The sequence below is a fragment of the Calidifontibacillus erzurumensis genome (genome assembly GCF_013303125.1).
In the GTDB taxonomy this organism is placed as follows: domain Bacteria; phylum Bacillota; class Bacilli; order Bacillales; family Bacillaceae_J; genus Calidifontibacillus; species Calidifontibacillus erzurumensis.
Window position 1 is genome coordinate 66,874 of sequence record NZ_JABTTE010000016.1, and the last position, 12,923, is coordinate 79,796.

13 protein-coding genes are annotated in these 12,923 nt (G+C 36.6%); 11 read left to right on the top strand and 2 right to left on the bottom strand.

Features of this window, described 5'->3' with window-relative positions; translation table 11 throughout:
* Nucleotides 1–1,407, top strand: a complete 1,407-nt coding sequence (locus HR057_RS11940) for a cbb3-type cytochrome c oxidase subunit I (RefSeq protein WP_173731670.1) — start codon at nt 1–3, stop codon at nt 1,405–1,407.
* A 194-nt stretch (nt 1,408–1,601) separates the two neighbouring features.
* Here HR057_RS11940 and HR057_RS11945 read toward each other — a convergent pair whose 3' ends face one another.
* A complete protein-coding gene (locus HR057_RS11945) occupies nt 1,602–2,198 on the bottom strand; it encodes a rhomboid family intramembrane serine protease (RefSeq protein WP_173731671.1) in 597 nt (198 codons plus the stop codon).
* A 158-nt stretch (nt 2,199–2,356) separates the two neighbouring features.
* On the opposite strand from HR057_RS11945, the gene acpS reads away from it, so the two are divergent.
* From acpS to HR057_RS11985, 8 genes are all read left to right on the top strand, one after another.
* Nucleotides 2,357–2,710: a holo-ACP synthase gene (acpS, locus tag HR057_RS11950; protein ID WP_173731672.1), complete on the top strand. Its 354-nt coding sequence runs from the start codon at nt 2,357–2,359 to the stop codon at nt 2,708–2,710.
* Nucleotides 2,711–2,820: 110 nt separating this feature from the next.
* Nucleotides 2,821–4,335, top strand: a complete 1,515-nt coding sequence (locus HR057_RS11955) for an NAD(P)H-hydrate dehydratase (RefSeq protein WP_173731673.1) — start codon at nt 2,821–2,823, stop codon at nt 4,333–4,335.
* Between the two features lie 44 nt (nt 4,336–4,379).
* A complete protein-coding gene (locus HR057_RS11960; RefSeq protein WP_173731674.1) occupies nt 4,380–5,387 on the top strand; it encodes a LolA family protein in 1,008 nt (335 codons plus the stop codon).
* Between the two features lie 104 nt (nt 5,388–5,491).
* Complete coding sequence (alr, locus tag HR057_RS11965; RefSeq protein WP_173731675.1) at nt 5,492–6,643, top strand: alanine racemase; 1,152 nt, start codon at nt 5,492–5,494, stop codon at nt 6,641–6,643.
* A 129-nt stretch (nt 6,644–6,772) separates the two neighbouring features.
* Entirely contained in the window at nt 6,773–7,054 is a 282-nt protein-coding gene (locus HR057_RS11970) for a CopG family ribbon-helix-helix protein (RefSeq protein ID WP_173731686.1), read from the top strand.
* Between the two features lie 4 nt (nt 7,055–7,058).
* Nucleotides 7,059–7,409 carry a type II toxin-antitoxin system PemK/MazF family toxin gene (locus tag HR057_RS11975; protein ID WP_173731676.1) on the top strand — a complete coding sequence of 117 codons (351 nt, stop codon included), beginning with the start codon at nt 7,059–7,061 and terminating at the stop codon, nt 7,407–7,409.
* A gap of 545 nt (nt 7,410–7,954) precedes the next feature.
* Nucleotides 7,955–8,725 (top strand): RNA polymerase sigma factor SigB, encoded by a 771-nt coding sequence (gene sigB / locus HR057_RS11980; RefSeq protein WP_173731677.1) that lies wholly within the window; start codon nt 7,955–7,957, stop codon nt 8,723–8,725.
* Between the two features lie 29 nt (nt 8,726–8,754).
* On the top strand, nt 8,755–10,929 hold the full coding sequence (locus HR057_RS11985; RefSeq protein ID WP_173731678.1) for a Tex family protein: 2,175 nt from the start codon (nt 8,755–8,757) through the stop codon (nt 10,927–10,929).
* An 87-nt stretch (nt 10,930–11,016) separates the two neighbouring features.
* Here HR057_RS11985 and cmpA read toward each other — a convergent pair whose 3' ends face one another.
* The gene (gene cmpA / locus HR057_RS11990; protein WP_173731679.1) at nt 11,017–11,130 is read right to left on the bottom strand and encodes a cortex morphogenetic protein CmpA; all 114 of its coding nucleotides are present in this window, start codon (nt 11,128–11,130) and stop codon (nt 11,017–11,019) included.
* Nucleotides 11,131–11,277: 147 nt separating this feature from the next.
* Between cmpA and HR057_RS11995 the strand changes: the two genes are divergently transcribed.
* Nucleotides 11,278–11,733 carry a SprT family protein gene (locus HR057_RS11995; RefSeq protein WP_173731680.1) on the top strand — a complete coding sequence of 152 codons (456 nt, stop codon included), beginning with the start codon at nt 11,278–11,280 and terminating at the stop codon, nt 11,731–11,733.
* Nucleotides 11,734–12,015: 282 nt separating this feature from the next.
* A partial coding sequence (locus tag HR057_RS12000; protein ID WP_173731681.1) for a transposase occupies nt 12,016–12,923 on the top strand: 908 nt, incomplete at its 3' end.

Genomic DNA, 12,923 nt, shown 5'->3' on the forward strand with positions numbered 1-12,923 from the left:
TTGATAGCAAATAATGTTGATGTAAGGTATGAAAATTCCAGCAATGTTGCTAGCAAGTTTTTATTAACAAGCGCATTTTATTTAGTAGTTGTTGCTATCGTTGGGATTCTTTTGGCCTTAATGCTGGTAAGACCGGATATTTTTCCGAATTCGTTGAACTTTATCGGACTTCGGGCTATTCACTTGCAAGCAGTTATTTTTGGCTGGCTGTCAATGGCATTGTTTGGAGCCTACTATCATATCATTCCGCGTATTGTAAAAACAGACTTAGTTTCTAGAAAACTCGGAAACTTACATTATTATTTAATGCATGTTGCCATAGCTGCTGTTGTCGTTACATTATTAATGGGGCAAAATACAGGTCGTGAATATAATGAGCCTGTTTGGTATTTAAATATCGTTGTTGTTTTCATTTGGCTAATATTCTTCGGTAATATTATGGCAACAATCATTAAAGGTAGAAATAATATTCCGAAGTTTTCTCCTGCTTTGATATTCATGGTTCTTTCTGCTTTATATTTAGGGATCAACTATTTATGGAGTAACTTTATTCCATGGACAGGTGTTTTGCAAAACTTGAATGTGTGGACTTGGGCGCATAACGCTGTAAATGGATGGTTTATGTTCTCGATTCAAGGTATTTTCTACTATGTTGTTCCTAAAATGACAGGATTGGAAGGAAAGGATTCACCATACCCGCACTTTTTAACGAAATTACATTTCCTTGCAGTTGCAATCTTTATTCCGCCATCCGTGCTACACCATCTATTATACAATGAAGCACCTGTAAACAATTTCTGGAAGTATATGGGTGAATGGACATCTGTAGGGATGTTAATTCCAACATTTATCTGGTTCTATATTATTTTAGTATTGTTGAGAAATAGCAAAAAGCCGCTTGGATTACCAGGAAAATTTGTTGTCGCAACAATGATTTTCTATGTTATGAACTGCGTTCAAGGTTCATTACAATCCATTCGTTTTGTAAATGATTATACACATGCGACACAATGGGTTGTTGGTCATGCCCACTTAGCGTTGTTAGGATTTATTTCATTTGGTGTTTTTGCATTTACTTATTGGATTTTAGGACGTTATTATGGGGCTGACAGCTATAGCGTTAAACTTGGCAATATCCATTTCTGGACTGTCCTAGTTGGATTTTTAGGCATGTTTATTCCGTTAACAATTGCTGGATTAATTGAAGGCTCTATGAGAGGAGAAGAATTCTACACAATCCGTGAAACAATTCTTCCATATTTGAACACTCGTGTAGTCTTCGGATTTGTGACACTTATCGCATTTACTGTATATTTGATGAATATTTGGAAAGTAATCACTGCTGCACGGGCAACAGGATTTAAACCACAATCTACTGAAATTACGACTTATGAAAATGTTAACTAAATCTCTTTGATTTACGTGGAATACATTCGAAATCAATCAAATAAATGCCCCCTATTGCCGAAGAGGTAATAGGGGTTTTTTTTGAAAAAGGCAGGCATTTTACTTTGTGTTCAATCTCATAGAGCCATGGTTTAAGGGAATACCGAAGTAGTAAAATGCCTTTGTTCAATTTTCACCTTATTATTCATCAATTGTCAATAAAAACGCTTTGCATTTCTTAATACAATCGGTGCTAGCGCTAATCCGCCCAACAAACCGAAAATATGGGCGTATATATTGACATTTGCACGGAAGAAAGTCATCACTAGACCGATTACTAAGATGGATATGACAATTTGTGCATTCATTCGATCAATTAAATCTTTCCGGTAAATAACCATGTATAAATAAATACCGAACAAGCCGAAGATCGCGCTGGAGGAACCGAGATGATAATAATTGATCGGTGCGACAAAATATGTACCGATATTGGCAAATATACCGCTTAATAGATAGGTGCATAAAAAAGTAAATTTCCCTAACATTTTTTCTAAAGCAGGCCCGAATAAAATGAAAGAAAATGAGTTAAATAACATATGCCCAAAGCTGCTATGTAGAAAAATTGGCGTAAGCACCCTCCAATATTCCCCATTATGGACATCGTAATTGGAACCGACTCCTAGTACAAGTACCTGCTCGCCGGAAGGCAAAAAAGAAATAATAACCCATAGCGCAAAATGAATTACTAAAATTGTCGTCACAATGGGATAATGGTGAATAAATGAGCGAAAATTTTCATTGCGGATAAACATAGCAGTTCCCCTTTGCTATACTGTAATTAGTAAGTTTCTTCCTTATTAAATCTATTTTTTTGAAATGATGCACATCCTTTTATGCATTTATTGTTTGCATAATACCATTATACATTATATTGTTTCTTTATTTTATTTAGAAGAAAGGATGCTTTTTCATGATCATAGGCACTGGCATTGATATTGTTGAAATCAATAGAGTGCGGACAATACTTGAAAGACAAGAAAAATTTGCGCAAAGAATTTTAACGGAAAAAGAATTGCAAATTTTTAATAATTTATCTCAAAGTCGGCAAGTGGAATTTTTAGCAGGAAGATTTGCTGCTAAAGAAGCTTATGCTAAGGCGAAAGGAACTGGAATAGGCAAAAATTTAAGTTTCCAAAATATTGAGATCATTCCAGACCTGTTCGGAAAACCGGAAATAAAAACGAAAGAGAATGAAATTGTCCATCTATCGATTTCACATTCGAAAGAGTTTGCCATTGCTCAAGTAATAATAGAAGAAATATAGAATCTGCAATTAATATAAAAAACAAAAAATATTTCTTGGCTTGTCACAGCTAGTCTGCATATTAAAGGACTTTGTCTCATATATTTTTAGTGCACTTAGGAGGGAACATTGTGCAAGTAGTGACTGCAAGTGAAATGTACGAAATTGACCGCTTTACTATGGAGGAAATTGGTCTTTCAGGGATTATGCTGATGGAAAATGCCGGTCAAGCCTTTGTTCAGAAAGCCTTGCCTTATTTACACAAAGACCAGAAAATAGCCATTTTAATTGGCTCTGGAAACAATGGCGGAGATGGGTTTGTCATTGCTCGCATTTTAAAAAGTTTAGAATTTCAAGCAGATGCAATTTTGATTGTTGCTGAAGAAAAATTAAAGGGTGATGCTTTATACCATTATGAAATTTTTCGCAAGTCAGGCTATGACGTCCACCCAATAACAAATGTGAACATTTTGCAGAATTACGATTGTATCATAGATGCGATGCTCGGAATCGGAGTAAAAGGGGAACTCAAATCTCCTTATTCTGAGTTAATCGCTGCTTGCAACAACTTAAAAAAATTAAAACTTGCCGTCGATATTCCAAGCGGAGTCCCAGCTGATGGCAATCATCCTATTAATCTAGCATTTAAAGCTGATGTAACTATAACTTTACAACATCCAAAGATTAGTGCTTTTACTTATCCAGCTCGTGATTATTATGGAAAGTTGGAAGTGGTTTCGATCGGCATTCCGAAAAAAGCAACCCAATCGGTCGTCAAGCTCGAACGAAGATGCTGGACGGAAAAAGAAGTTAGAAAAACGATGCAGCGCAGGTCTCCATCTTCTCATAAGGGAATGCATGGGAAAGGTTTAGTCATTGGCGGTTCTTTGGATATGACAGGGGCACCGGTCATGACAACGAAAGCTGTACTTCGCGCAGGCGGGGGGCTTACTACATTGGCTATACCAGATGTTATTCACCCAATCGTTGCAAGTCAAATTGTTGAGGCGATGTTTTCGCCGTGGGAAACCGAAAACGGTCATTTCAATGGTGAGTTGGGAACGGATGTCTCACGGTTTGACGCTGTTGCTTTCGGTCCTGGTGTTGGTCGGGAAAGTGGCGGTGAAAAGATCCTTTCAACTTTACTTGACAACGCGAAGGTACCGCTTATAGTCGATGCAGATGGGTTATTTTATTTAACGAGGCTCAAAGAAAGGTTGAAAACAAGACCTTATCCAACAATATTGACGCCTCACACAGGTGAATTTGCCCGCTTGACCGGCTGTTCCATTGAGGAGATCGAAAAAAACCGCTTTCAGTTATCACGGAAATTTGCGCTAGAATATGGAGTATACCTTGTTTTAAAAGGTCCTTTTACAATCGTAACGACCCCATCAGGTTCCCAATATGTGAACACAAGCGGCAATGCAGCCCTTGCCAAAGGCGGATCTGGTGATGTTTTGACCGGCATCATTCTCGCTTTTGTCATGAACCATGAGAATTTGCAAGAAGCGATCAGCAATGCAGTTTATGTCCATGGTAAAGCGGCAGATGTGTTAGTCAATGAAAACCATTCAATGATCGACTGCATCGCCACTGATATCATTGAGGGGCTACCATCTGTTTTTCGTACATTAAATATTTAATATGTTCCCTTCTTTGTCCGAAACGAGACAAAGGGGTTGAGGAAATGAGGAAAAGCTTTGCATTATTAATTGTAGGACTTGTACTCGTCATGGGCTTAGTGGGTTGCGGGTCAAAGAGCCAAGAAGATGTTAAAGAAGCTTTAAACAAAAAGATGGAGGAAATTACAGGTTATAAAGCAAATGCGACACTCACATTACAAACAGGCAATGAGCCGCAAGATTACAGCATTGATATTTGGCATAATAAACCGGATTTCTACCGTGTTCATTTAAAAAGTGATAATAAAGAACAAAGTCAAATGATTCTCCGCAATAAAGAAGGTGTATTTGTCATTACACCTGCTTTAAACAAAAGCTTCCGCTTCCAGAGCGATTGGCCTGAAAATTCGAGTCAAGCCTATTTATATGAATCTTTAGTAAAAGATATTTTAGATGATGATAAATCAAAATTTTCACAAACAGATACAACATATGTTTTTGAAACAAAAACAAATTATCAAAACAATAAAACGTTACCAATTCAAGAAATCACAATTAATAAAAAAGACTTATCGCCTGTGATGGTCAAAGTGATGGACCAAGATAGACAACCACTTGTTCAAGTTGAGTTTAATGGATTTGAATTTGATTCCAAGTTTGATAAAGATGCTTTTGATTTAGAAAAGAATAAAACTAGTGCAGAATTAGATACACCTACAATGGCGCAGCCTGCCGATGCTAAATTGACGGTGTTATATCCAGAATATACACCTGGAATGGAACTGATTGAAGAAAAGAGAGTGAAGACTGATAGTGGTGAACGAATTGTCTTGACATATGCCGGAGAAAAATCGTTTACGTTGTTTGAAGAAGTATCAACAGTTTTACCGGCCAGCGCACCTGTATTTGTAGATGGGGAGCCAGTAGATTTAGGATTCACAGTAGGAGTTTTAACTGAAAATGCCCTTTCTTGGTCTTATGGGGGTGTTGATTTCTACTTAGCTTCTCAAGATTTATCGCAAGAAGAAATGTATGAAATTGCTCGCTCTGTGCAAGGTCAGGCAATAAAGTAAAATAGAGGCGGCTGACCCTTATTGGGCAGCCTTTTCTTATTGACAAATCAACGGATTGGATTAAAATCGAAGAAAAAAACTTAGTACTATTGGAGGCAATCTAAGTGGAAACGGTCTTTTATAGAGATACTTGGGCTGAAGTTGATTTAAATTGTATATATGAAAATGTTCAAAATTTGAAAAAGCACCTACCAAATGATGTTGCTATTATTGCAGTTGTAAAAGCGAATGGCTATGGCCATGGCGCATTGCAAGTCGCCAGAACGGCTCTGGAAGCAGGTGCTTCTTTTTTGGCTGTTGCTCTTTTGGATGAAGCACTTGAACTTCGTAAACAAGGAATAAATGCTCCCATTCTTGTTTTAGGCTGGACGAGGCCAAAAGATGTACAGGTCGCTATACGTAATAATATAACACTAACCGTTTTTCAAATGGATTGGTTGAAAACCGCGAAAGAATTTTTAGATGAAGAACAACAGGTTCATTTTCATTTGAAAATCGATACAGGAATGGGGAGAATTGGAGTTCGGGAAGAAGAGGAATTTGATGAAATTATTAATTTTTTAAAAGAACATCCACAATTCAAAATGACGGGCGTTTTTACTCACTTTGCAACTGCCGACGAATTGGATACATCGTACTTTCAAATGCAATACAACCGTTTTCTCACATGTATTTCTTGGCTTAATGATAGGAATATTGAAGTTGAAATGATCCATTGCGCTAATAGTGCTACAGCGCTTAGATTCCCGGACAAAGTATTTAACGCAGTAAGATTTGGCATATCTATGTATGGTTTATCACCTTCTACGGATATAAAGGATCAGCTTCCTTTTCCGTTGAAAGAAGCTTTTTCTCTAAAAAGTAAGATTGTTCATGTGAAAGAGGTTGCTCCTGGAGAACGAATCAGTTATGGGGGAACTTATCAAACAGAAAAAAATGAATGGATAGGAACGGTTCCGATTGGATATGCTGATGGATGGATACGCAAGTTAAAATTTTCCGAAGTGCTTATTTGTGGCAAAAGATGTCCAATCATCGGGCGGATTTGTATGGATCAAATGATGGTCGCACTTCCTAAAAAAGTGCCGGTTGGTACTGAAGTAACACTCATTGGCAGTCAAGGATCTGAAAAAATTTCTATTGATGAAGTTGCCCAAAGATTAGATACGATTAATTATGAAATTCCATGTCTAATTTCTTCACGAGTACCACGGACTTATATTAATCTTCGCCTCGATGGAAAGCACGATCGTTAAAGTTCATTGTGAAATTGTCACAAAAATGTAATCCAATTTTGTTTTGCATATGAACTTGTACGATGGTATTATTAAGATGGTGTAAAATTGAGTTTTTTTAATATGGTGTGCAGTTGATGGTGGAGGTGTATATTTGTGTCTGATAGTACACAAGAAATTTTAGTTCGGTTGCCACAAGCGCTAATCAATGAAGTGGATGGATTTTTAAAACAAGAAAAAAGCAGCCGAAACGAATTTATTTACCAAGCAACAAAAATGTACCTCAGAGAGCGTAGAAAGCGACAAATACGTGAAGCGATGAGACGCGGTTATATGGAAATGGCAAAAATCAATTTGAATATTGCGTCTGAAGCCTTTCTTGCTGAGGAGGAAGCGGACCACACCTTAGAGCGCTTAGTAAGCGGGGTGTAATCCATTGAATATTAAGCGAGGCGACGTTTATTTTGCTGACCTTTCACCTGTAGTCGGCTCTGAACAAGGTGGCGTTCGCCCAGTACTTGTAATTCAAAATGATATTGGAAACAGATTTAGTCCTACAGTTATCGTTGCGGCGATAACAGCGCAAATCCAAAAAGCAAAGTTGCCAACTCATGTTGAAATTGATGCAAAAAAATACGGCTTTGAGCGTGACTCTGTTATTTTGTTAGAGCAGATTCGCACAATCGATAAACAAAGGTTAACGGATAAGATTACTACACTTGATGAAAGTATGATGAAAAAAGTCGATGAGGCATTGCAAATAAGCATTGGTCTTATTGATTTTTAAAAATAGTGATAATAAGGCTGCCCTTTAATTGGTGCGGTCTTTTTTATTTTTTGCAAAAAATGAAATAAATTGAAACACCTATAAAAAAATGAAATAATAAAACAGATGTCAGTTTAAGAATGATATTGTCGATTTAACCTAGAAATTGTCAAGGAAAAACAATTGGTCGACAAGTTGTAAAAAATGACATTAACAAATCCTCCGCTTCGTAACTCTATCATGCAACACTATCGTATTTTATAAAGCTATTAATGAGAATTAAGTAATGTCAGAAGCACTTGACAACATGATTATTTACTACTTAGCAGGAGTACGCATGCGGTGTTATGCGATTGGATTTTCTGTTTATGCAATTCTTTGATTAATAATGGAAAATAGATTAACCGGAAACCGAAACCTTTTGCCAGGCCTTCTTAAAATGTGGTATGCAAAAATGGAGGAGGTTTCTTACTTATAAAAATCTCATCAATGAAGTGTTCGTTCTTAATGTCTGAGCAAGTTAATTAATAGAGAAAACAGCTAAATAAGAGATGAGGTGGAGCGAAGTGATCACACAATCTCAACCTCCGCAAAAAAATGATTTCATATATGATTGGATTAAAGAATATCAAGATGGGATGGACAAAAATGTCCAAGCAAAAATTGTCGATTATTATAGAAATCTTGTAGAGTCGCTAGCACGCAAATATTCAAAAGGAAAAGGACTGCATGAAGATTTAGTTCAAGTGGGGATGATCGGCTTATTGGCTGCCATTCGCCGCTATAATGAAAACTATGGAAAAAGTTTTGAAGCATTTGCTATTCGGACTATAGAAGGAGAAATTAAACGTTTTATTCGCGATAAAACATGGAGTGTTCATGTTCCAAGAAGAATTAAGGAGCTTAGTCCGAAAATTAATAAAGCGGTTGATATTTTAACAAATGAGCTGGAAAGGTTCCCGAAAGCTAGTGAAATCGCCGAATACTTAGGTGTAACCGAAGAGGAAATTTTTGAAACGATGGAAATGAACAATAGCTATCATGCCCTTTCGATTGATAGCCAAATCGAATCTGATGTGGAAGGTGGACAAATAACAATATTAGATATGATTGGCTCTCTTGATGATGGATTTTCAGATATAGATCGGTCATTATTAATCGAAAAGGTTTTTGCGGTATTAACTGCTAGAGAAAAGGAAATTTTACACTATACATTTTTTCTAGGTATGAGTCAAAAAGAGGTTGGTGAGATCGTCGGTATTTCACAAATGCATGTTTCCCGCATTCAAAGAAGGGCATTGAATAAGTTAAGGGAAGTAATCGGTGTAGATGTTTAAAATTTCATGATAGGTGGCGACATGGTTATATGAGCAATACTAATGAGTTTATTATGAAAAGCATTGCAAAAGAACTGAATATTCAACCAAAGCAAGTACAAAATGTTATTTCATTAATTGAGGAAGGGAATACTGTTCCATTTATTGCACGTTATCGAAAAGAAAGAACGAATGGCCTTGATGAAGTTCAAATTCGTGAAATAATGGAAAAATGGGATTACGCCCAAAATCTTGAAAAAAGAAAAGAAGAAGTAATACGGCTAATTGAAGAACAAGGTAAATTAACCGATGAATTAAGAAAAAGCATTGAAAGTGCAGAGAAGTTACAACAAGTTGAAGATTTATATCGGCCATATAAACAAAAACGTCGGACAAAAGCAACAATTGCAAAAGAAAAAGGTCTTGAGCCATTAGCAGAATGGATTTATGCACTGCCGCAAGAAGGCGATTTAATTGAGAAAGCAAAAATGTTCATTTCTGAAGAGAAAGAAATCATGTCTGCTGAAGATGCCTTGCAAGGGGCGCGTGATATAATCGCTGAATACATATCAGATTCTGCCGAATTTCGCGAGTGGATTCGGAATGAAACATTTCATAAAGGCAGCATCAAATCAACTGTAAAAGATGAAGAAAAAGACGAGAAAAAAGTTTATGAAATGTATTACGAATATGAAGAAGCGATTCGTAAAATTGTTCCGCATCGGATTTTGGCTTTAAACCGGGGTGAAAAAGAAGAAATATTAAGAGTAACGATTGAGCCCCCGGTAGAAAATATTTTGCAATATTTGCATAACCAAGTGCTAAATGGGAAAGAAACGATAGCGAAAGAACAGCTTGAAATTGCCATTGAAGATGCATATAAACGGCTTATTCAGCCTTCCATTGAGCGGGAACTCCGTAATCAATTGACTGAAAAAGCAGAAGACCAAGCGATTCGTATTTTTTCTGAGAATTTAAAAAATCTTTTGCTTCAGCCACCATTAAAAAGAAAAATGGTATTAGGCGTCGACCCTGCATATCGAACGGGCTGCAAATTAGCAGTTGTTGATGAAACAGGTAAAATGTTGCGAATTGATGTGATCTATCCGCATCCACCAAAAGCAAAGCCTGAAGAAGCGAAAGAAAAATTAATATCGATATTAAATGAATATCCAATTGAAATTGTTGCAATTGGAAATGGTACAGCATCTCGGGAAACTGAACAATTTGTAGCAGATGTATTAAAACTAGTGAATCGGGATATTTATTACTTAATAGTAAATGAAGCGGGCGCAAGTGTTTATTCTGCCTCAGATTTAGCGCGGGAAGAGTTTCCTGATTTGCAAGTGGAAGAGAGAAGTGCGGTTTCAATTGCCCGAAGATTACAAGACCCATTGGCAGAACTAGTTAAAATTGATCCGAAATCAATTGGTGTTGGTCAATATCAGCATGACGTCTCTCAAAAGAAGCTTAGCGAATCTCTTACTTTTGTAGTTGAAACGGTTGTTAACCAAGTTGGCGTTAACGTAAATACTGCATCCGTTTCGTTATTGCAATATGTATCCGGTTTAAGTAAAACAGTCGCTGCCAACATCGTTAAGCAGCGGGAAACGGAAGGTAAATTCACAAATCGTGAACAGTTGAAAAAAATCCCAAGATTAGGCGCGAAAACATACGAACAGTGTATTGGCTTTTTAAGAATTATCGATGGAGACGAGCCGCTAGATCGAACACCTATACATCCTGAGAGTTATGGAGAAACAAAGCAATTGCTGGGGAAGGTAGGCTGTACGCTTTCTGATTTAGGTAGTGAAAAACTTAAATTGGCTTTAAGCGAATTAAATATTTCAGAAACAGCTAAAGAACTGAACATTGGGGAGCCAACGCTTAAAGACATTATCGATGCATTAATCCGCCCGGAACGGGATCCTCGCGATGAAGTAAGAAAACCGCTTCTTAAAAAAGATGTTTTACAATTGGAGGATTTAAAAAAAGGCATGGAATTGGAAGGTACTGTTCGGAACGTTGTCGATTTCGGGGCATTTATCGATATTGGCGTTAAACAAGACGGACTGGTCCACATCTCTAAATTAAGCAAACAGTTTGTCAAACACCCAATGGATGTTGTTTCTGTAGGCGATGTTGTAACCGTTTGGGTTGAAGATGTTGATATTAAAAAGGGCCGTGTAGCTTTAACAATGTTAAAACCTGAAGATAAAGCATAATTGAAACGAACTAGAAATTGATAGAGCTGCAATTTTTTTGACGGTTCAAAGATAAAAAATGAACTTTAAATTGTAAAAAGCACTGTGCTAAGAACAGTGCTTTTTTCTATAAAAAAACCAGCATTGATTCAAGAGTTTAATTTGATAACGATTTTTATCATAATAGGCTTGCCTAAGTTGCTTCATTAACCAAAGTGGCATAAAAAGCCCTCCCTTTTCCACGCATTTATCAAGACGTACCAATGGTACTACTTAGTGTATGCAAGTAGGCATTTCATGTGCCGATTTTATTTACAGTGATTCTATAATTTTTATGGTAAGATTATAAAAAAGTATGGAGTTTTCATGATGGACGAAAAACAATTGCAAATACTATGTGAACAGCTTTCCATAGAACTTTTCGGTAAACCATTTAACCACATCGCACGTTTTAATAACCGACTACGAACAACAGGTGGGAGATATCTTTTACGAACGCATGATATTGAAGTAAATCCGAAATACTTACACGAACAAGGAATCGAAGCAGTTATTGAAATATTAAAACATGAATTATGCCACTACCATTTGCATATAGAAGGAAAAGGCTATCGCCATAAAGATAAAGACTTCAAGCAATTATTAGAAAAAGTCGGCGGACCGCGTTATTGCAAACCACTTTCTACAGTAAAAAGAAAAAAACAGTTGATAAAATATATTTATGAATGCAAGGAATGCAAACAAATATATAAACGTAAAAGAAAAATAGATATTTCCCGATATGTCTGTGGGATATGCAGAGGTAGACTTTTATTAAAAAATTAGAAATAGCATTTCAGCAGAATAGATTCCATTGGGTGAGAGCTTTAATTATAAGTAAATATAAATGGAAAAATGATTGATATAGGGGTGTGAATTCTCCCCCCCTATAAAGTGTAATAGACTCTCGGAAATAAATTTTCCGCATTAGCTCTAGTCTTTCGACTAGGGTTTTTTTATGTTTCACCCCAAATCAGGGGTAGGAACAAACTTTCCGTCTTGACAAACATACATTCGCCCAATAATTAAGTGAGGGAATTTTTTACCACTAATTATGGGGGAATTAGTATGCTTGGTAATGTTCGAACACATGAAATGTATCTAAACTTTATTGTAGAAGAAATAACAAAACTTCCTACAAACCATTTGTTTTTAAAGGCTTTCTACCTTGAACCCATTGTTTGGTGTTCTTTAATTGATTTAACTGAAGCAGCCAACCTTCTTAAACATCGATATTCCTCTAATCCTAGAGGAAGGAAACCGCGTAATCCATGTGATATGCTTCGCAGTCTACTACTAATGCATAAAATGCGAATCACTAGTATTGATCAATGGGTATATCAATTAAAAACGAATCCAATCATAGCTATTCTCAGTGGCTTTTCTCCAAATGATGTTCCCGGTGTTGGTACCTTCTATGATTTCTTCAATCGACTTTGGCTTGGGACAACACCACATCTTACAAATCGGAAGAAAAGGAAATTGCATAAACCTAAAAAGAAAGGTAGAAAAAATCAAAAACTTGAACCTAAAAATCCTAAAATTGTAGAAAAACTGGTTGCTCGAGCCTTAAAGAATAAAAATATTCAATATACACAAAAGGCACATGATCAACTCCAAATCCTTTTCCAATCGTTATTTGTTCACAAATCAGCATCAGAAGGATTATTAGGTAATTTAAATTCACTCAGCATTTTAGCCGATGGATCACCTGTGATAACTGGAGGTAGACCATATGGTAAATTCCTTTGTGAATGCCGAAAACAAAGGAACTGGAAGTGCCATTGTAAACGGCAGTTTTCTGACCCTGATGCTGATTACGGCTGGGATAGTTCAAGGGAAAAGTACTATTATGGACGCAGTCTTTTCATGGTTACTGCTGCAGAAAGTCCTTATGATTTACCAATTTATCCAAGGCTCTATCGAGCCAGTAAACATGATTCTGTATTGTTCGTGAGTACCTTTCATGAACTTCT

Coding starts and splice junctions, on each gene's coding strand:
- HR057_RS11945 (WP_173731671.1), bottom strand. CDS start 2,198: ATGTTTATCCGCAATGAAAATTTTCGCTCATTTATTCACCATTATCCC.
- acpS (WP_173731672.1), top strand. CDS start 2,357: ATGATCATAGGCACTGGCATTGATATTGTTGAAATCAATAGAGTGCGG.
- HR057_RS11960 (WP_173731674.1), top strand. CDS start 4,380: ATGAGGAAAAGCTTTGCATTATTAATTGTAGGACTTGTACTCGTCATG.
- HR057_RS11985 (WP_173731678.1), top strand. CDS start 8,755: ATGAGCAATACTAATGAGTTTATTATGAAAAGCATTGCAAAAGAACTG.
- cmpA (WP_173731679.1), bottom strand. CDS start 11,130: ATGCCACTTTGGTTAATGAAGCAACTTAGGCAAGCCTATTATGATAAA.
- HR057_RS11995 (WP_173731680.1), top strand. CDS start 11,278: ATGGACGAAAAACAATTGCAAATACTATGTGAACAGCTTTCCATAGAA.